This window comes from Vibrio sp. NFR, assembly GCF_027587095.1.
Classification (GTDB): Bacteria; Pseudomonadota; Gammaproteobacteria; order Enterobacterales; family Vibrionaceae; genus Vibrio; species Vibrio harveyi.
In genome coordinates, this window is sequence record NZ_JAPPTN010000004.1 from 390,933 (window position 1) to 411,656 (window position 20,724).

Genomic DNA, 20,724 nt, shown 5'->3' on the forward strand with positions numbered 1-20,724 from the left:
TCGCTGATACCTACCAGTTCCACTCTTGCCAGTTTCCATCTAACATTGCCGCATATTGACCTATTGAAGGCAGTCCCGACGTAATCAGCATACAGGGCGATATAGTTGCCGACCCTTCAGTCCACCAAAAACAAGGTTTTTTGTATTCCTTACCTAATATCTGGTTTAAAAGACCATTCGCAGATAACTGTGGGGTGTTCTCATAAATGGTTGAAAGTTTGCTTTTGTAATGTACTAACGGTACTTCTGCCGTAGGAACATCATCTAAAACTGTCTTATCCGAGTCAGTGAGTCTTCGAGCCCATGCATCAAATACAAAGTCGTCATTGAGTACAGCGACGGCAAGATCTTGACTATTTTGAGTCCACTGACTCTGTTCCCAATAATCCACAGCATTCCCTTCGACTGGTCTCACAACGGTGAAAAAGAAGTAGCGTCCCGCAGAGTCAACACTCGGTATGACACTCCCAATGTAAGTTGCGTCTTCCATGTAGGAGATATCCAGTGCAAAGTGCCAAATTGGAGCCGTGAGAAAGTATTGATGCCATCCTTCGCCCAATTGTTCTCGACTAACAGCTATTATTGCTTGCTGCCAATCATGCCATCGTTCAGTAAACTCTTGAGAAAGCCCATTTTTAACAAAATCCCCTTTCGCAGGCATTTTTCCAATGTAGCCCCAACAGGGTGTTATAGCGTTTGAGGACATCGAAAACTCTCCATCTCGTTAGACCAAAACGGGTTGATCGCACTTGAAGGGATGAGTTCCAGTTGAACTTTGTTTCCTTTCAAATCGATCATAACGATATTGTCATTTCGCGACTCTGGACGCGCTTTTAGCGATTGATCAAGTAATTTGAAAATACCCCACTCACCTTCGTAGGTATGTGCAATCTCGCGTTTTGATTCTGGTGGAGTAAAGACGATTCGAGTTTGGTCTTGCCCTGCGGGCCAGCTTAATGACTTCGCGCGAGCAGGACCGTGCTTATAGACTAAGTCTTGCCCACCCAACTCCAGTACAAAACGAGTAATATGCTGATCTAAATAAACAGGTTTCATTCCAAATTCGACGCGCAAAGAATTGTCCGGCTCAAAGAAAGTTTGTCTTATCCGTTTGGCTTTCTGGAATACTGCGAGTGTTTCTGGACGAACACCAATTTCTTTTTCAAGCTTCCAACGTCGAGTTGAAGTGTCTACAAATGGTTCTAAATACTCCTTAAAGAAGGCATCCATGGTTCCGCCGTAACCGAAAAACCGCTTAAAATCTTTGAGGCGAACTTCCTTCGAGGCATTAGGAACAAATGGATAGCGACCAGCAATTGAGCTTCGATATGGTTTAACCACCTTTGTTAACCATAATTGATTCAAGTGATCTTTAGACCCATTCTCTGCAAACTTAACTGACTCTTGAGACAGTTCTCCTAACCATTGATTAAATGGCTTTGGTAACAACTCCCTTGCACGTTCAAACGACGCAGCAACATCTTGGGTAACTGTTCCATCGAGAATGCTCTTGTATGCAATTTTTTGATTGTTACCCGAACTTGATAAATCAGACAGGTAAGAGCGCAAATTGACCATTGCTGTCTGAATATCTTCAAAATCTTGTTCATCCAAACGTAAGATTTCAGTAAAGTGGGATTCGACTTCTTTACCTGGCAAGGAAACATTAAAGCTATTCTCTTCAGGTAAATACATATCTAACTGGTCAGCGGTATTGGAAAACTTCACTTTAGCAACCTTCCCTGCCACCTCTGACGCCGCTTTTTGGTTCTCTGACAAGACAACTTTGGTCAAACCAACCTCTTTTTGAATCGCACGCAATAATGATTCAATTGGTCTCTCAACCCCCGACAACACTCTTGCTTGAGTAGAGGCTAGATCAAGGGTTGGCGCTTGCTTAAGCTGAATGTCTTCAATTAAGTTTTTCCACTCATTCACATAATCTTGGTAGTAACGTGCTTGTACACCCTGGATTGCACTTGCTTGGTCAATTTCATGCGCTTTTAAATCGTCTCCATATACCCAGTTCTCTTCCATTAACCCTTTCACAGTGCGGTTAATTTGAATTTGGAAAATGCTGTGAAACCCGTTATACGTGTAAAAACCGGAGATCCCTTGAGACAGTGGTTTACCGCTCATTCGCTCAAATTGTTCTAACCCTTTTGGTCCCAGAACGTCTGTTAATCTGAATGACGGCACATGACTTTTTGAAAATTGTAACTTCATGCGTTGGTAAGCACGCTCAGGCAAAGACATTTGAGTTAACACTTCTCGAGCACTCTCTACAGCTGAGTCATTAAATGAGAAGCCTCTTTCGTTGCTTTCCAGAAGGTTATTAGTGTGCGTCATTAGACGGTCTCTTAGTGATTCATTAAGAGCGCCTGGATAATGTCTTTCAAAATAAAAGCCAAACCACGCTAATACTTCTTCTTGTTGATACTTTTCTGGGTTAAACAACATTAGGTAAGTTTTAAGCGTTTCGTATAGATACTGACGATGCTCTTGGTTTCCTTCCATTTCTGAAATCAGGCTATCAAGCACCAGAGGAGCGAAGTGTTTGGTTAGAGCAGACGTGTAGGCGTTATTTGCCGCTTGAGAGACTTTGTCGCCCTGATACAAACCAAACTTCTTTATTGCATCCGAATTTCCGTAGTCGCTTTGCTTTCCCAAAGGTAAAGTCATGATTCGGTCGAGTGTTTCTATCGCGCTGATAATGTCTGATTCAAAATCTAAACTATCTGCACCGATCATTGCTTTTATATGATCCGTCTCTTTGTTGGTTTGGGTGATAAGTGTCGAGTTCCATTGATAACTCATAAACCACGTTCCAATCGCTCCGCATAACGCGACCGCACAGCCGATGTAAACGCCTCGATGGAGCCAACTGGATTGCTTTTGATAATGACGATTGACCGTCCCAAGCAGTTGCTCTTTGAAGATGACTTGATCAAACAAGCTTCTAACGAAATAGCTGTGAGATCCGTGGTGCTGAGCAGATAAACCTAACTTCCCTAGCCCTAGCCCGCTGCTCGATTCGTTCATTAGCCGGCTAACAGGGATACCGTCTTGAACCGAGCTAACCATAAACACGCCTCGAATAAGGGTGGGCTCTTCAAAGCTGTTCTGAGCAAATATTTCTGTAAGGAATTCATCTAGGTTTGCTTGAAGCACTCGAAGTTGCTTTGGAAATTCAAAGATCATCGCGCGCTTATCAAGATCATCCTCTGTTTCCAGAATGCGCAGCATTTGGGCGTCCAATCGCTCAAGTAGATGATGAAACTCTTTATTGAAAAGAGAAACGACACCGCGCTCATCTTCGCAATCTTTTGGGAACATAAAACCGAATAGCTCTTCACGCTCTTCTTTGCTCAGATCCGCGAAAAACTCATTAAACCCCGCCACCAGATCCATTTTTGTAAGAAGAACGTAAATTGGAAACTGCATACCCAGTTGGTTTTTTAGTTCCTGTAAACGAGACTTTATCGCCCTTGCATGCAGGCTCCTTTCCGTGCGTGTTTGCGACATAATGCTAGCTAAGCTGATTGTCACAATTGCGCCGTTAATTGGTCTCTGTGTTCGATATTTTTTTAACAGCCCAAGAAATCCATGCCATGCCTTAGCATCAACTTTTTCTTGGCTATCTTGTGTCGTATAACGACCAGCGGTATCAACAAGAACCGCTTTGTTTGCAAACCACCAATCACAATGGCGTGTTCCCCCAACACCTGCAACAGAGTCCGAACCTAATGAATCCGCTAACGGAAACTCCAACCCAGATTGCTTAAGAACTGTCGTTTTACCTGTACCAGGAGGACCAATCAGTACATACCAAGGTAATTCGTATAAGCTACGTTTACCTTTATGTGTTTTGGTAACCACTTTGATTGCCTGCTCTATTCTGTCTTGCAGCACATTAATTTCTGAGGCAGCTTCTTTATCAGATTGCGAATCCACCTCTAACAGGCTTTGAATTGTTTCGTCTTCTTTTACTTTTTGCTTATGTTGCTTTGTAAGATTGAACACACCCCAAACGAAAACTAATACCAGGATGCTAACCAAACGCTGAAAGTCAGTTTTTAAGGGCTCATATCCCGCAACAGTGATGAGGGGACCTACGACCCAAATAAAAATTGAGCACGCAGCAACACCGACTAAACCGATAAACCAACGTTGAGTAAATATTCTGCCTACTTCTCGGATACTCATTTATCTCACTTTCCTTAGTTTGCAACCATAAGGTCAATTTCGATTCGGCGGTTAAGCGCACGATTTTCATCAGTAGAGTTTTCAGCAAGGGGTCTTGCATCACCAAGCCCTTCAGGAAGGACTCTTCCTTCCAGTGCACTGTTCGCAATCAACTGTTCAGACATCGCCGTTGCACGAGCAAGGGAAAGATGCCAATTGGACGGATATTTACTGGTAAAAATAGGGTTATCGTCAGTATGTCCAGTGACCAAAATCTTCCCTTCGGTTGTTTCTAAAGTGCGAGACAACTTAGATATAACAGGTTGGATATATTCAACGACTTCCGCACTACCTGACTCAAACAAGTCTTGAGCTTTGAGAGAAATCCGAACTCTGTCGGATAGAGCCTCAACAGTCACCAGTTCTTTATTTATCTCGGTTGCTAGATACATAGAAACGCGTTCAGCAACTTTTATTACTTGAGAATCGGACGTAGGAGCCATCTCTGTTTGATTAGGTGAGATGAGATTAATTAAACTGGCAAAGGTTTGGTTTGAAGCCTTGTTAAGGTCATAGCTGAAGAACATAAAGATACAGACCAATATTGCCAATGTGACAGAGCAAACCACCCATAAAGGTGCACGTTCCGCCACTTGCGAACCATTTAACAAACGGCTTTCAATATTGTCGCTTAAGCGTTGCTGTAACCCTCGACCGTTTGACTTTAAAACGCTAACAACTTGCTTTCTCAAACGACGGTGTGTTTCCAGACCATTTTTTTCTAATCGATATTGCCCTACGAAACCTAAAGACATACACACATACATGAGTTCCAAGAGATCAAGCTGAGTCTCAGGGAATGACATGCATGTTTCTAAATGCTGAAAAAACGCCTCCCCACCTTGACTGCTAGAATAGAAAGAGGTCAGCAACGAGTCGTGACTCCATGTCGATTGGCTACCCCAATTTGTATTCAAAACTGCTTCATCGATTGCGCAGCATAAGCAGTAACGAGCGGTATCTATTGTTTCCAGATTTATGTTTTGTTGACGTAGTCGGTTTTCGTAGTCTCTTAACTTTTGTGCCAACGTTTCTTTTAAAAACAAGACGTCAGAGTGACTCGCTGTTGCTCGAATCTGTCCAATAATAGAAAGTATGCCATTAGCTTCAGCTAAAATCGGGTTGCTGCCAAATGCGACCACTGAGTCATTGTTGACCACTTCAGGATTCTTTGAGATCACAACTGTACTATCGGCAGATTTTGGTACTGAGATATTAGCGTTTGTTGGTCTTCCACCTGGTGTTGGCTTTATTATTGTCTGTTCCATAATGACGTAACCTGTTATTGGTTAATGCTCCATAGCTCTATGTCTGAATTCGGGAATTGACCAGATAGCTGAAGAGCAATACCGCCACTCTCTTGGAGACGAACCCAGAATGGTCCTTTCTTAATCACTTCAAAATACACATACCCCGTTTGATAAGGGATCTGTCGAGGAACAACATTGAGTGGTGCAACGTTAATACCGTTGATTTGATTATTTATAAGATCTCTAATTTGTTCTGCTGGTCCCAACTTGAGTTGAGCTGGTACCAAACGTCTAATCTCATCAGTACTTGTATCTGCTTTTACTGCCAAAACAAACTGGCTTGATTCAAGAAGTCGCTTATCAGGCAACGGTGTCACTCGAATACCAAGTTGTCGAACCTCCAAAGGAAGTTTATTAGCCGTCTGATCCAGAACAACACTCAGGTATTGGCTTAACACCTGATTAAGCTCTGAAATCGTAGAGGTCAGATTTGAGTGTTCATAATCAATAAGCAAAGGAGCGCGCTTATTTTTACTCGAAAAAGTCGACAACTCACCAACATATCCTCGTAATAGCGTGACAAACTCTAAAGGGTGAACTTGTTCTAACTGCCCCAGATGTCTAAGAATCGTTTCGTAGCGATTGAGCATTTGAAGCATGATGAAATCGACAGCTGAAGCAGATGCCGCTTTGCCTTGCACTAAACGTTGAGAAACCACATCAGCACGGATTTTTGTCATTCCCGTTACATTTTTTAGGCAAGCCAACATTGCTTGATCTTTAAGCACATTGAGATGTGGCGGCGTATACTCTTCATCAAGAAGAATTGCGCCTTCCGCAGTGACTTCTTTAATTTTAAGAATCGGTAACTCAACAAAACCTGACAAGTTGTCATTGCTTACTTTAAGCGCAACATTCAACGACGCCACTTGAATGCGCTCTTCATCCTGACCAGTTTGCACGTCTATAACGTCTAGATCGTTTAACACATATCTGCTGACAACACCTTCACTAACATCCGCAATCGTTTTTTCTTTAAGGCTCGATGAAGCAACGACCACTTTAACTAATGTGTTTTGAGTTCCCTTTTCAACCAGTAATGGCGGAAGAACTTCATTAACGTTCTGCAATTCAATAAGAGTCATATCAGGAAGAATCGCTTCGAGTTTCTCGATTTCTACCACGCCTTCTTTCAGACTGTTCGGGTTTATACGAACTTGATACACGCCCCAATTATAAGGCTGTTGAAAACGGTTCAATCCCTTAAACTCATGCTCAAATGCACGCTCGCTTTGCTGGAAATGTTGAGGACGTAAAAACATCCCCTCACACCATGCTGTGTGGGAGTAATCTGCCATTGTTTAGTCGCCAAGTGAGGTTATTTAACGAATATAGAAAGGTCGTCTAGGTGAATTTGGTAAGTGTTGTAACCGGTCTGGTCTACCTTAATCACCTGCCTCCAATTGGAGTTTTCGATGTCACGAAATGCCGCGACTAAACCTAAATACTGAGTTTTTGGTGACATGCTTGCGTGATAAATATCTTCCTGACCAGGCGTTAAAGAAATTTCATATTTGTTCACTAAATCAGGACCTAAAACCGTGTCATAGCTTTCGTACAGCGAAAAGAAATCCTGACTTTCAAAGACGGTTGAAGATGTCAATTCAAACACATAAATCACAACAGGCGACGGTCTGCCATTTGAATCTGGGTTGATATTATGTTTGGCGGTGAGCGCTAAATCAGCATAGGGATCAACTACTAGGTTTGCCGCTGAACAACCAACTAAAACTGCCGTAATAAATAGAAGTAAGGTCTTCATTATTGTTTTCATCATCATTCCTTAATTTTTACTTCTCAGTGCATTTTCATAATGCTTTGCAAAATCTTCCAAATAAAAAGGTGATTCCTTATTTATAATTTCATCCGTTAATTGATAATGAATACCTTCAAATTTCTTCCAGCTTTGAGCATATTTTCTTGCTGGAATTATTTTATTGAAGAAACTATCACTTGACATTGCATCGGAGTAAATACTTGATGGCTCAACTAACGACATAACACTTGAAACGGTACCTTCGACACCTTTCATCAACGCTTTTTCATGGTTTTCTATATCAACAAATGCTTCTTTAATTGCTATGTCTGCTCGCATAAAACTAGCAGTGTTTCGGTTGTATAAATTATGAATAGCATCTTCTAAATTAGCGGAAAACTTTAATGGATTATTTTCTGACTTTCGAAAAGCGGTATGGTTTAAACGATTATTTTGTTTAAACTCAGCTCGATTATGTAATGTTTCCATTAACCCCAGTAGCATCAAAGAAAACGACTGGCCTAGTTGCTCGAACCACTGTTCGCTATTTTCGTCTGGAACCATATTTGGGTTGATACCCAGACCTCTGACGAAGGCTTGTTGGTTTTTGCTTTCATTTTTTACCAAAGGCTTCGGAGCACTAATCGGGGTAGACGCATGAGGGGATACTTCTTCAACACTCGGCTCTTGTGCTTCTAAAAAGTCATCCATCAGACCAATATCAAGCTGAAATTCAGAAGGCGCACTGTCTCTTAACAGATCCGCTGCGTTCAACCCAAACTCATCATGAGTTAAATTTCGGTCAACATCACTAACAGCTAACTCATTGATAGTATTGTGTACTCTATTGCTATCATCGATAATTCTTTCTTCTAAACTTACTTGAATTTGATAATCGCCGAGGGCCACGACATCGCCATGATTGAGTGCCAATTCATTTCCTTGACCAACCGGCGTCACGGCATTATTTACAAAGGTACCATTCGTCGATAAGTCTTTAATCAAGTACTTTTCACCAAATTTGATCAGTTCACCATGCTTACTTGATATGACTCTTTCAGGGTCAGGCAATGTCCAATCACACTGTTCAGAGCGCCCAAAACTGACCTTGTCATGTTCACCTGTCGCATCAAAAACGAACTCAGTGTCAATCTCTGGAGTGAACTTATGAAAACTTGTAATGGTTAAAACCAACGTCATGTAAACCTCGCCAAAGGAACTGCTTAATATATAAATTTAGTTCTTAATAGTTAGGCAACCACTTATTAACACTAAGATTAATAATGCCTAATCAAATAATAATTGTATTTCACGAACGGAATAATGAATTAATTTCTCAGCAAAGCAATCTAGGATTATTACGCAGAACAAAATATACAACGAGGTTCAAATTTTTGACGCTTAACTTTTCATTCGTCAAAAAACCGATGTTAGCTTAACCGAGAAATCTTCATTTAATCATTTTTCATTAGCAGATGAGTTATATATTCACACCATCATTTTATATGGAGCCTCGTGATGGACGACAAAAATAAAGACAGTTCTATAAATAAAGAATGCAGTGGCGATAAAACCAAAATTGTAAAGACTCAAAAAAGAGAAAATACAAATGACAATAAGGGCAATATAAACAATGAAGGCTCTGCCCTAAATAATAATGAAACAAATACAAAAGTGTCTCAGAACCTAAACACAAATCCACCAGCAAATAAATTAGTGCGTAATATTGATAATGATGATAAGCAAACTCGATCTGATTCATTGCTCGGGGAGACGGTAAAAAACCGTTATGAAATTGAATCTTTGATCGGCCATGGTGGTTTATGTGACGTCTTTTTGGCGAAAGACAAAATTCTTGAATCTTCTGGAGCAGATGTCCCCTATGTAGCATTAAAGGTACTACAAAAAGAGTATGCGTCTCAGCCAGAAACCGCCCGCATGCTGATTCGTGAAGCACAACAAACTCAGAAGCTTAGTCACCCCAACATCATCCGAGTCTACGATTTTGGAGTAGACGGCGAAATCTATTTCCTCGTGATGGAATATGTTGATGGGGAGACATTAGAAGGACTTATTCAACGCTCTAGACCGGACGGGTTAAAGTACAACGCCACCCTTTCAATTCTGAACCAAACGTTAGATGCATTATCGTATGCACATTCACTTGGTGTGGTCCATGCAGACTTAAAGCCCGCAAACATCATTCTCACTTCGGAAGGTAAAGTGAAGTTGCTGGACTTTGGCGTCTCTAAAACGCACCAACTGAAGCATGACCAATATGCAGCAAAACGAAAATCACAAGACACTGACACGCTGGGTTATACACCGAATTATGCCTCACTTGATATCTTGTCGGGCAAAGAACCGAAACAAAGTGACGATCTGTTTGCGTTTTTCTGCATTACTTTCGAGTTGCTGAGCTGCAAACACCCATATGGACGAACCCCAGTCAACGAAGCGCTTAAAAAAAGCGTTAAAGTAAGCAAGCCATCTCACTTTCCATTTTCAAAGTGGCGCATCTTCTCTAAAGCTTTTGCTACTGGTGTCGTCCCTTCTCAGCTCAGCGCTACTGATATCAAGCACCTGTTGAATAAGAACCGTTGGTCACTTTATTCAGGTATAGCCGCCAGTCTTGCCTTAATGGGTTTGTTAGGTACGTTCTATCAACAACAGCAAAATACCATTAACCAACTCAACCTTACTCTCATAGAAAAAGATCAAGCCATCGAATCTGCAGAGCAACTGTTAAATACGCTTCCGGAGCAAACCAAAGCGTTAATTGACAACAAACAAGGGATACACCCAGTGATTGCTGCTGGTTTCCTACGTTTGTATAAACCGCATATCCTTGGAGAATTTGAAGCAAAGATCGATGACGTACTTAACTCTGATGTAACGACTTATCCAAACTACAAACAGATTGAATCCATCTTACAGCAAGCAAAAAACTATTACCCAGACTCCCATAAAATCGAAGTTTTGGCATTGGATATTCAATCAAGCAAACACTCTACTCTGCTTTCTATTGCGAGACAGATAAACAGCCACTTAGAAAAATCCTTGTACACCCAGCAAGACGAGGCTAAATCTATTTACGATCTCAAAAAGGAACTCCATGAAATACATAAAGAGTACCCTTTCACTCCTAGCTCGTTGGCAAGCGAAGTCTTTGGTCAACACCTCAATGAAGCGCTAAAAATGCGCGATGCAGCAGCTTTAGTCACACTCATCAAAGTTGGAAACTCCTTTTTTGCTGAGTCTGAAGAACATCAGCAAAATTTGGCGATTAGCAATACGATGAAAGATGCGGTATTGGAAATGAAACTTTACGAGACCGCAAAAGAGAGCTCAACGCCGTTGCCTTTCCCTGCTGATGCTGCACGATTGTTGTATCAGGAAGAGTTTGAAGGACTGCACTACCGACTCAACCAAGCTCGCACAACGGTTAACCTAGATAAGCTCGTCAAAGATATTGATGCATTTTCTGAAAATTTCCCGCCGGGTTTCCAAGATATTAATGATCTGCGATTCCAAACCGCCGATAAGTACCTACAGTTTTCTGACATTCTTTTAAACAAGCGGAAGTCTAAAAGTGCGAGGCGTGCGATGAAGAAGGCAAACGAGCTGTTAAAACGCGTCGAAACGGAAGCTGAACAGAGTTAATGACTACAAAAGTTGATGAGGGGCATATCGCCCCTTATTTTAACGTAAAAGCGCTTGCCTTTATGCAAACTGATGACTAATTTTATTTTAGAGTGTGCTAATCCGTATAAATAGGTAGAAGTTTGACCACAGGGAAGATCGAAGTCGATAACATCAGCATTTTAGTCATTGATGACTGTTCAACCTCTTCAACGTTGATCAAGCATCAACTCGTCTCGCTGGGAGCCAAAATATCCAACATTACCTGCGTTAACAATGCGCAGCAGGCGTTGAGTGCTACTAAGACTCGCTTTTACTCGTTCATCATTATGGATTATCACCTGTCTTCTAAGTTGACCGGGCTTGATCTAATTAACCTGATGAGTCGAGCGAAATTGATATCAGACACAACAGCCGTGCTTATGATATCTGGTGACGCTACGCAAGAAACCGTGCTCACTGCGCTTTCTGGTCGTGTTAGACATCTACTTACTAAGCCGCTTCAGACAAAAGCACTACAAACTAAAATGCTCACTGCTTTACAAGAGCAGCATCACCTTGCTGAAGTAAAACAATACCTTAGCAAAGTTTCAGTGCTTTCTCTCAATGACGTTGCGCAACTGCATAAGAAATACGCGACCAGTGTTTGTGTTGAATCACTCTTAATTGATACTTTGATTGAAGCGAAACAGTTTGAGGTACTAGAGAACTTCCTTCCTTTTTGCAACGACAAAGAACACGCGAGTCGAATTTGTGCTGAAGCATTCCTACTTCACCAAAAAGGTAAGATCCGTGAAGCTGTTGAAGTCCTTGCAAATTACGTCACACACAATCCGCTTTGCTTAAGGGCTATCGATAATCTTGTCGGGCTTTATGAAACCTTAGGGCAACACAATAACGCCTCTATACTTGCAAACCGAGCCTTTGAACTCACCCCTAGTAGCAGTGCAAGACTGGTTACTGTATCTAGGGTTCTGTCAAAACTCGCTCAGTTCGAGCGACTGTACGACGTTGGTTACCTTTACGCATCCAATGTTTCATCCACGGATACTCAGTGGCTCGCTGCGATGAATACTTATGTCGACTTGATTAGTGAACATTTTAAGACGCTCATTAATGCAAATGACAAAAAGAAAGTACTCCTAAAGCTCAATGAATTTTGTTTGCTCGCTGAGAAACAACTCAATCGTAACCAACAAGTCGATTTAGCCGCTTTTAAGCAGATGATGCAATGTAAGCTTCTTTTACTAGAATCACGTCCGGAGTACGCTCATAGAAAGCTAATGCACTCACTTAGCTACTACTACGCAACGCCGAACAAAGCACCTTTACTGCTATTAAAACAAGCTATTCCTTTGATGGACTTTTTCGGCGAGTTTGCTATCAAGCGTTGCTTGTTAACCTTACTTGCAGCGAAGTCAGGAACCGCTTTAAAACTCAGCGAACAAAAGAACTCCGATGAAGAGACGTTAGGCAAAAGATACCCTTTCTCAGTCGAGATGCGCCTCAAGCGGCTATCGGATAACAACATTGAAGCGACAGACATCATTTTGGATGAGAGCATTGAATTCCTTTCTCAGCGTCCACTACCACCAAATTGGTCTAACTGGCTCAAAGATTATCTTTCGGGATCGTATTCGACCCAGTTACCAATACCTTTTAACTTACAAGCCACACAGTGGAGATGAATAATGATCAATTTCGAAGTGTTGAATACCTACATGGACAACGATGTCGACATTATCTTTGCTGTTTTCTCAACTTACATGGAAGACTACGAAGATGGATTAGAAAGAATCAACCAACTCAACGCAGAGCAGAACTGGGGGGACTTATTCTTATTATCACACAGCTTAAAAGGCATCCTTTCTAGCTTTGGAGAAGAGTCAGCTGTAACCGCATTGAGCAACATTGAGGAGCACACAAGAGACAATATCGCACCGGATAGCGGGGATCTAGCTATAGTTAATAAAGAGCTGGTGACGATAAACCAGCAAATAACAGATTACTTATCTAACATGGATCAGTAACAACACTATAAAAAATATACGTTAATTGGAATGCTAGGCTATGAATAACACGAATTTTAAAGAGTTGATAGATTCACTTAAGGATCTGACTCCAACTCAAAAAAAATACTTAATAAGTCAAACTCAACTCTCTTTGGACGAAAGCGAACTTCTTAAAAACAAGGACTTACTTACACCCGAAGAGCTTGAGCTTTTGCTTGCAGTGACAAACGCGAAGTGAAAGCGAGACGTTAGAAGCTAACCTACTCATTAGTTTACTTTAATGCTCTAGTTCACTTTGATTTCTAACTAGGGGTAAGCGAGCCTTACCCCTAGTTTTTATCAAATAGACACCCATCTTGAGGTTACTTGGGTATAGGCTTAATTTTCATTCATCTTGCCTTGGTATTCTTGCTGTAACTTTTCCTTTTGATCTGCTTTTACTTCCGCCCAGCTTCCGTTGTTTTCAATCGCTGTCACCCGAGCTTGGTATTTCTCTACTGCTCGATTTAAAACAGAATAAGGGTCAATGCGCTGCTCTTTTTCTAACGCCATCAGGATATTTAAGTAGTTCCACAACACATCGCCAAGTTCATCTTCTAGATAACACAGACGCTCTTTAGCGATCTCTTCGCTGACTTCTTCAAGCTCTTTGTGTAGCGCATCAAAATACGTTTCTGAGCCTCTATACCAAGTGTTGTTCTTGTCGTATTCAGCTTTGCGCTGAGCAATGTCAAACAAGGCTTTAAAGCTCTCCATTGCTTTCTCCTCTTTACACCAAGATTTGTGCTTTCAATTAGATAGTCACTCACTCTAAGTAATTTAAATTCAAAAAGAAAGCATCCGTTATTCACCTCATTTTTTTCAGTATCATCACAAACAAAGTGAACTTAAAGCCTCTCATTAATAACAATATGTTATGCAATCAATAACCAATGATAATTTCATGTTTTCAAGGTTAGCCATTATCTTAATCCCAATGACGTTGTTTGTTGGGGCACGGTTGTTGTTCGAACAACACCTAACAAGCCGAGATAAGAAGGTTAAATATGAAATTTCTTCACACTATGATCCGCGTTGCTGATCTAGATAAGTCCATTGAGTTTTACACCAAAGTTCTTGGTATGAGCGAGCTTGATCGCTTCGAAAACACGGAATACCGCTACACGCTCGTATTTGTGGGCAACGCAGACCAACCAGACAGCGCGACGATTGAGCTGACTTACAACTGGGACACAGACAGTTATGACCTAGGTAATGCGTTCGGTCACATGGCATTGGGTTGTGAAGATATTTACGCTGCATGCGATAAGATCAAAGCACTTGGTGGCAATGTCACACGTGAACCTGGTCCAATGAAAGGCGGTGAAACTCACATCGCATTCATCAAAGATCCTGACGGCTACCAAATCGAATTGATTCAAACAAGCAAATAACGAGGTTAGTCATGAAAGATACATTGTTTCAACCTGTACAACTTGGTTCTCTAACGCTTCAGAACCGTATCGTTATGCCACCAATGACTCGCTCTCGTGCAAGCCAGCCTGGCAACGTCGCAAACGACATGATGGCTGAGTACTACGCACAACGCGCATCTGCGGGTTTGATTGTTGCAGAAGGCACACAGATTTCACCTATGGGTCAAGGTTACGCTTGGACTCCGGGTATTTACAGCCAAGAACAAATCGCAGGTTGGAAAAAAGTCACTGACGCTGTACATGCAAAAGGCGGAGCGATCTTCGCTCAGCTTTGGCACGTAGGCCGTGTAACTCACCCTGACAACATAGGTGGTGAGCAACCAATTTCTTCTTCTGCACTAAAAGCAGAAAACGTGAAAGTGTTTATCGATAACGGCACGGATGAACCTGGTTTTGTTGACGTGGTAGAACCACGTGAGATGACGAAAGAAGACATCAAAGTGGTTATCGAAGAGTACCGTCAAGCGGCATTGAATGCGATCGAAGCGGGCTTTGATGGTATCGAGCTGCACGCAGCAAACGGCTACCTTGTAAACCAGTTCATCGATTCTGAAGCAAACAACCGTACAGATGAATACGGTGGTTCAGTTGAAAACCGTCTACGTTTTTTGGGTGAAGTGGTTGAAGCGATGACTCAAGCGATTGGTGCTGATCGCGTTGGTGTTCGTCTTGCTCCGTTTACGTCACTAAACGGTACTGTAGATAAAACACCAGTAGAAACTTACACAGCTGCTGCGACACTGCTTGATAAGCTAAACGTTGTTTACATGCACATTGCAGAGGTAGACTGGGATGACGCACCAGATACGCCTGCTGAGTTCAAAACAGCCGTTCGTGAAGCTTACAAAGGCACTATCATTTATGCTGGTCGCTACAACACAGAGAAAGCGGCTGAAGCTCTAGAAAGTGGCTTGGCAGATATGGTTGGCTTTGGTCGTCCGTTCATCGCGAACCCTGACCTACCAAACCGCATCAAAAACGATTACCCGTTGGCAGCTCACGATCCTGCGACGCTGTTTGGCGGTAACGAAAAAGGTCTGTTGGATTACCCAACTTACCAAGCAAACTAAATTGCTTCGCTTGCCTAGTTCAGCCGACTTATTTGAATAGGCAAGTTGAATAGACAAAAACCCCGCAGATGCGTTTGAGTGCATCTGCGGGGTTTCTTTTTTTGCGCCCAGAGTTGTCTGACATTATGGTTTGAGTATTGAAATGCGTTCTAACGACGCTGACAAGAAGTGCAACCACGACAAGCCGAGCGTGTGGTTTTATCCAACAAACTACGCTGCACTTTGCAATATGCGTTCTTTAATGCACGGCGAGCCGCAAACCAATCTTCAGGCTTAGTCAGAATCAAATAGCCATTGAAGCGCTTCACTAACTCCACTCTGTGTTTATCAATAAAGCGGCTGTCAAAACCAATATCGAAGTAATCCAAAGCTTCTTCGATACAAGTAAAGCTAGCAATCTTGGCTTGAATATCGTTTTGGCTCATAGCCTCGTTTCTGAAGTTTGTTCACTTAGCTTTCAGTATAAAAACTTCCGTTCAATCGTTCTTTGATTTACATCCGTAGCACGTCATTTTGCTAGAAACCGCCGAGTTTTAAATTTTCAAAATGAAAATCAATATAAGAAGTCACCCTGTAAAACTCTTCTCATCTGCAGAATAACTTTTAACTCACTGATTTTATAAGCCTAATTTTTGGTGCGTATTTTGCGTTAGTGAGTTTGTTGACTAGGGAGAGATGATGATGACTTACCGAGCAGAAATAGATGGATTAAGAGCGATTGCGGTCCTATTGGTGATCTTTTTCCATGCAGACATCAAAGCGTTTTCTGGTGGCTTTATCGGCGTAGATGTGTTTTTCGTGATCAGTGGCTATTTAATTACCACAATTGTGATAAACGATTTGGATAACAACCAATTCAGCCTTGCTGATTTCTACGAGCGCCGTATTCGTCGAATTCTACCCTTACTGCTGTTGGTTATTGCAGTATGTTATCTACTCTCTTGGTGGTTGTTCCTTCCCCACGCACACAAAGAGGTGGGCGAGTTTTCTGTGTCTTCCATTCTGTCCGCTTCTAATGTTTTGCTTTACCTCAAAGGGCACAATTATTTTGGGCTGGAAGAACAAGCCAATCCGCTCTTTCATACTTGGAGCTTAGGTGTAGAAGAACAATACTACATTGTGATCCCTCTTCTGCTTATGCTTCTGGCACGTGGCAAACTCATGTCTTACCTCACCTTCTTCATTGCGGTGTTTGCACTAAGCCTGATGACTATTTGGTACGCCAGTGGTGATCCTGATTTCGCCTTTTACATGATTTTCTCTCGTGCGTGGGAACTGGCGGCGGGCTCTCTGATTGCCCTAGTGATGCGCAAAACCGTCATCAAACCCAACAACACCATAGGCATGATTGGTTTAACGCTAGTTCTCGCCTCTGCTTTGTTGTTTGATAAATCAAAAGATGGCGCTGGGATCATGCTGTTAATCCCTGTGGTTGGCACCGCACTTATCATTTTGTTCTCATCCAAAGACAACACGCTGGGTAAAGCTCTAAGCCTCAAATCGGTGGTTTTTGTTGGGTTGATCAGCTATAGCCTTTATTTATGGCACATACCATTGCTGGTTTTTTATCGCTACGTACTTACTGCAGGACAAGAGTTCAGCCTAGCTTTTTATCTTGTCGCTCTAATTGCTTTTTCTTATCTAACTTGGCGCTTTGTTGAAAAGCCTTTCCGTAGCCGCAAGAAAATCGGCATGAGCACACTTGCTGCATCACTTGTGTTAGTCACCCTGCCGCTGCTTGCTTTTGGTGTCGTCGGTCATAAAAATGGAGGCTTTCCCGACCGTAGTGCGTTTTTCGAAGCCATGCGTGTAAACAATGGCTATGGCATTGCATGTAATGGTAATACAACCATCAACGAAACTTGTTCATCATCTTCAGAACCTACTGTCGCAGTGTTGGGTAACAGTCACAGCATGGTCTTTGTTCAGCAGCTCTCAAATGACACACCTACGGGAGTTGTCCAGCTTACACAAGATTCTTGTGCGGTGGGTTATGTCGACATGATTGCAGGAGTCACTAGTCTATCTTGTCGAAGCTTCTTTATCGAAGCAGTCGAAACCATTCGGAATACGCCTTCAATTCGACGTGTGGTGATTTCTTCTAACTTCAATAAAGAGCTCTCTAAGCAGGACTACCAAGCTTCGCTCACCCATCTATTGAACGAGTTAGAAGACAGAGAAATCGTTGTCTTTGGCCCAACACCTTCTGCACCGCATGCTATTGGCGAATGCTTATGGAAAGCACAATTATTTGGTGACAACAAAGGCAATGAATGTGACTTTTCGCCAAAGCAGTCACACCCGCATCACGTAGCAACACTAGCAGCGTACTTTGACCAATTTGAACATGTGGAGTTTGTCGACCTTACTAACTACATCTGCCAACAGGGCAAATGCGCCATGAAAGTGGGCAGCAACAATGCCATGTACACCGATGCAAGCCACCTCTCTTACAAAGGCGCAGAAATTGTATTGAGTAGCTATCAGAAGGAGTTGAATGACAATCAACAGCTGACTGCTCAGCATTAACGCAATGACAAAAGAAAGCTCAGCGTGAATTCAAACGCTGAGCTTTTTTATTTGAAGATTCGTGGGTCGAAAGCAAAATCAAGCTTCTCTGCTTTCTTCAGGATGTCTTTCATCTTGGGATGGTTTGGATTGACGACGTAGTTGTTGTCACGAGGAGAAATCGTTGAAGGCACTTGCAGTACAGCGAACTCAGGATGCGGATCGTTGAGAAACTGGTCGCCAATGTATTGTGTGGATTCACTAGCAGGAATAGAGCGCCAAGTGACCGGCAGATCTTCTTCATCCAGTGCAGCAATTAAGTATTCCGGCATATCGATACGATACAAATCGTAAAGCTTGGTAATCGCCGGATCGTTGTTTACATGCACGAAAACTTCTAACGAGCAAAGAGATTCGGATTGAGAAAAGTACAGTGCTTCGGTTCCTTTAGAGTTCCATCGCCCGCCGTATAGCTTGGCACCGATTGGGCTAAATGGAGACTCAGAGAACTTCTTTTGAGTCAGTCGATAGAGCTTCATATTACGAGAATACCCCGTGCTCTAGTCGTCCAATCAAATCTTTGACGATTTCAAAATCAACCGTGGTTGAAACCATGTCTAGTGGGCGCTTTCCACCCAAACCATAAACATTTTCCCGCATCCAACCTAGTGCGCGTTCTTCATCATCAAACAGTTCTGTTGCTAGCTTAAGTAGCATCGCTAAACGATAGATGGCATCACTCTCTTGCGTGTTGAAGCGCTCTTCGTTTTTGAGTCGACGTTTGATGGTGCTCACCGGGATCAATGTAACGTGTTGGAATTCACTTTGAGAAAGCTTCACACGCTCGACGATATTACGGTATACCTTTGGCTCAAAGCCTTTATGAACCGCATCGGTACGACCGGTTTCGGCATCTTCAATGCCCAGCATAAACCAAAAGTTTGCCTTATGAGGCAGCTTGGGTTTAAAGCTTTTTAATGTTGCCGTTGCCATACTTAGCTCCTATGGACCAAATGGTCTTAACATTATGGTCCATATGAGCTTAATTATCAATCGTACAAATTGCAGCCACAGTAAAACAGGCGCTAATCAGAGAAAGAGAAACGTTAAGGCTTGTCTACGCCTGCGTATTTCACCCCAGAAAGCAACGCCATATCGCGATTCCAAGTGGCGAGGTCGTGTTGATTGAACTTGCTGAGATCATCGTGACCACACGCCCTTGCCATCACTTGCATCAACTCAACCGAGGCTTCAAAGAAGTTCTTCAATTGAACTGAGGCTTTATCCACATTCAACCGCTGTCTTAAGTCGGCTTTTTGCGTTGCAATGCCTGCTGGACAATTGTTGGTATTGCACATTCTCGCGGCTACACAACCTATCGACTGCATCGCACTGTTAGAAATCGCAACGCCATCTGCACCGAGCGCCATCGCTTTTACAAAGTCCATTGGAACACGCAGTCCACCCGTGACAATTAACGTGACACGGTCACTCACACCTTGTGCATCCAGATAACGTCTTGCTCTAGCGAGAGCGGGAATAGTTGGCACGCTGATGTGATCACGGAACATAGCAGGCGCTGCGCCCGTACCTCCTCCACGACCATCCAAAATGATGTAATCCGCACTGGCATCGAGTGCGAATTGAATATCTTCTTCGATATGGTTTGCACTGAGCTTGAAGCCTATCGGGATACCACCTGTCACTTCACGTACCCGATCTGCAAACTTTTTAAAATCTTCTGCGGTATGCAGATCTTTAAACGTCGGGGGTGAAATCGCAGATTGCCCTTCGGGAATGCCACGCACTTGCGATATTTTACCCACATTTTTATTGGCTGGTAGATGACCACCAGTCCCTGTTTTTGCTCCCTGCCCACCTTTAAAGTGGAAGGCTTGAACATTGAGCAACTTAGATTCGTCGTAACCAAATTGCGCACTCGCCAACTCATAGAAATAACGCGAGTTCGCTGCTTGCTCTTCTGGCAGCATGCCACCTTCTCCGGAACAGATTCCGGTTCCGGCTAACTCCGCACCTTTCGCAAGTGAGATTTTGGCTTCTTCTGATAGCGCGCCAAAGCTCATGTCAGAGACAAACAACGGAATTTTTAGTACCAGCGGCTTCTTCGCTTTTGGACCAATTACCAATTCAGTTTTGACTAGCACATCCTCCATCAGAGGTTTGGTTGCCATTTGTGCGACCATTATTTGCAGTTCATCCCAATGTGGCAATTGGTCTCTCGGCACTCCCATCGCCGTCATCGGTCCATGATGCCCTAACTTTGATAGCCCTTCTCTTGCCAATTGGTGAATATACTCAACTGTGGGTTCTTCTTGCGTCGCCACTGCAATTGGGATTTCGTTATGTCCGGCTTGGATATCCGGACCTTCTTGTCCCACTTGCTCAGAGGTAAACTGCTTATGCGTCCCATCACAGAAAGGCGCATTTGCGGTGTGTTTACACTGGCACAGATACGCATCTTCATCCTTTTCAGCGACAAAGCTCATGGGTTTAAAATCGGTTCCGGCATGGGAGCCATCACAATAAGGTTGGTTCTTAGATCGCCCGCATCGACAAAAGTAATATTCTTGCCCTTGCACAAGCTCAACTTTGATGGGTTTGTTATCCGCTATTACTGGTTTGCTCATTTTGCTTCCCTTTTTCAATGCCATACTCTGTGGTTGGCTTTCAGTAAGCGTAGAACAG

At 42.7% G+C, this 20,724-nt stretch carries 18 protein-coding genes; 7 read left to right on the forward strand and 11 right to left on the reverse strand.

The features are described from left to right. Nucleotides 1-10: 10 nt before the first annotated feature. The 6 genes from tagF to tagH are packed head-to-tail and all read right to left on the reverse strand — an operon-like array spanning nt 11 to nt 8,511. Nucleotides 11-706, reverse strand: a complete 696-nt coding sequence (gene tagF / locus OH463_RS10485) for a type VI secretion system-associated protein TagF (RefSeq protein WP_047515901.1) — start codon at nt 704-706, stop codon at nt 11-13. Further along, entirely contained in the window at nt 688-4,206 is a 3,519-nt protein-coding gene (gene tssM, locus OH463_RS10490) for a type VI secretion system membrane subunit TssM (RefSeq protein WP_269991229.1), read from the reverse strand. Before tssM ends, tagF begins: the two co-directional genes overlap by 19 nt. 14 nt (nt 4,207-4,220) lie before the next feature. Continuing rightward, a complete protein-coding gene (gene tssL, locus OH463_RS10495) occupies nt 4,221-5,513 on the reverse strand; it encodes a type VI secretion system protein TssL, long form (protein ID WP_017190835.1) in 1,293 nt (430 codons plus the stop codon). Nucleotides 5,514-5,527: 14 nt separating this feature from the next. Next, the gene (tssK, locus tag OH463_RS10500) at nt 5,528-6,853 is read right to left on the reverse strand and encodes a type VI secretion system baseplate subunit TssK (RefSeq protein WP_074051443.1); all 1,326 of its coding nucleotides are present in this window, start codon (nt 6,851-6,853) and stop codon (nt 5,528-5,530) included. A gap of 20 nt (nt 6,854-6,873) precedes the next feature. Next, a complete protein-coding gene (gene tssJ / locus OH463_RS10505; protein ID WP_009699029.1) occupies nt 6,874-7,329 on the reverse strand; it encodes a type VI secretion system lipoprotein TssJ in 456 nt (151 codons plus the stop codon). A gap of 9 nt (nt 7,330-7,338) precedes the next feature. After that, nucleotides 7,339-8,511, reverse strand: coding sequence for a type VI secretion system-associated FHA domain protein TagH (gene tagH, locus OH463_RS10510; RefSeq protein WP_269991230.1), 1,173 nt, complete (start codon nt 8,509-8,511; stop codon nt 7,339-7,341). Nucleotides 8,512-8,829: 318 nt separating this feature from the next. On the opposite strand from tagH, the gene OH463_RS10515 reads away from it, so the two are divergent. The 4 genes from OH463_RS10515 (at nt 8,830) to OH463_RS10530 (ending at nt 13,203) form a co-directional block, all read left to right on the forward strand. Continuing rightward, on the forward strand, nt 8,830-10,974 hold the full coding sequence (locus tag OH463_RS10515; protein WP_269991240.1) for a serine/threonine-protein kinase: 2,145 nt from the start codon (nt 8,830-8,832) through the stop codon (nt 10,972-10,974). Nucleotides 10,975-11,096: 122 nt separating this feature from the next. After that, the gene (locus OH463_RS10520; RefSeq protein ID WP_239924807.1) at nt 11,097-12,641 is read left to right on the forward strand and encodes a response regulator; all 1,545 of its coding nucleotides are present in this window, start codon (nt 11,097-11,099) and stop codon (nt 12,639-12,641) included. A 3-nt stretch (nt 12,642-12,644) separates the two neighbouring features. After that, a complete protein-coding gene (locus OH463_RS10525) occupies nt 12,645-12,983 on the forward strand; it encodes an Hpt domain-containing protein (protein ID WP_005447056.1) in 339 nt (112 codons plus the stop codon). Nucleotides 12,984-13,023: 40 nt separating this feature from the next. Further along, nucleotides 13,024-13,203 carry a hypothetical protein gene (locus tag OH463_RS10530; RefSeq protein WP_005447058.1) on the forward strand — a complete coding sequence of 60 codons (180 nt, stop codon included), beginning with the start codon at nt 13,024-13,026 and terminating at the stop codon, nt 13,201-13,203. A gap of 140 nt (nt 13,204-13,343) precedes the next feature. Here the strand turns inward: OH463_RS10530 and OH463_RS10535 are convergent, their stop codons facing one another. Then, nucleotides 13,344-13,721: a MazG nucleotide pyrophosphohydrolase domain-containing protein gene (locus OH463_RS10535; protein WP_269991231.1), complete on the reverse strand. Its 378-nt coding sequence runs from the start codon at nt 13,719-13,721 to the stop codon at nt 13,344-13,346. Between the two features lie 290 nt (nt 13,722-14,011). Here OH463_RS10535 and gloA point away from each other — a divergent pair, with 290 nt between their 5' ends. After that, nucleotides 14,012-14,398 (forward strand): lactoylglutathione lyase, encoded by a 387-nt coding sequence (gene gloA / locus OH463_RS10540; RefSeq protein WP_009701492.1) that lies wholly within the window; start codon nt 14,012-14,014, stop codon nt 14,396-14,398. 11 nt (nt 14,399-14,409) lie between these two features. Continuing rightward, nucleotides 14,410-15,510 carry an alkene reductase gene (locus tag OH463_RS10545; RefSeq protein ID WP_047515907.1) on the forward strand — a complete coding sequence of 367 codons (1,101 nt, stop codon included), beginning with the start codon at nt 14,410-14,412 and terminating at the stop codon, nt 15,508-15,510. A 149-nt stretch (nt 15,511-15,659) separates the two neighbouring features. Here OH463_RS10545 and OH463_RS10550 read toward each other — a convergent pair whose 3' ends face one another. After that, nucleotides 15,660-15,935 (reverse strand): nitrogenase-stabilizing/protective protein NifW, encoded by a 276-nt coding sequence (locus tag OH463_RS10550; RefSeq protein WP_005441361.1) that lies wholly within the window; start codon nt 15,933-15,935, stop codon nt 15,660-15,662. Between the two features lie 256 nt (nt 15,936-16,191). On the opposite strand from OH463_RS10550, the gene OH463_RS10555 reads away from it, so the two are divergent. Beyond that, nucleotides 16,192-18,039, forward strand: a complete 1,848-nt coding sequence (locus OH463_RS10555; RefSeq protein ID WP_269991241.1) for an acyltransferase family protein — start codon at nt 16,192-16,194, stop codon at nt 18,037-18,039. 47 nt (nt 18,040-18,086) lie between these two features. Here OH463_RS10555 and OH463_RS10560 read toward each other — a convergent pair whose 3' ends face one another. The 3 genes from OH463_RS10560 to OH463_RS10570 all read right to left on the reverse strand — a co-directional run bounded on the left by OH463_RS10560 (nt 18,087) and on the right by OH463_RS10570 (nt 20,666). Further along, the gene (locus OH463_RS10560) at nt 18,087-18,557 is read right to left on the reverse strand and encodes an RES family NAD+ phosphorylase (protein ID WP_269991232.1); all 471 of its coding nucleotides are present in this window, start codon (nt 18,555-18,557) and stop codon (nt 18,087-18,089) included. Nucleotide 18,558: 1 nt separating this feature from the next. Beyond that, nucleotides 18,559-19,011 carry a type II RES/Xre toxin-antitoxin system antitoxin gene (gene parS / locus OH463_RS10565; protein ID WP_005426938.1) on the reverse strand — a complete coding sequence of 151 codons (453 nt, stop codon included), beginning with the start codon at nt 19,009-19,011 and terminating at the stop codon, nt 18,559-18,561. 113 nt (nt 19,012-19,124) lie between these two features. Further along, nucleotides 19,125-20,666, reverse strand: coding sequence for a glutamate synthase-related protein (locus OH463_RS10570; protein WP_269991233.1), 1,542 nt, complete (start codon nt 20,664-20,666; stop codon nt 19,125-19,127). Between the last annotated feature and the right edge of the window lie 58 nt (nt 20,667-20,724).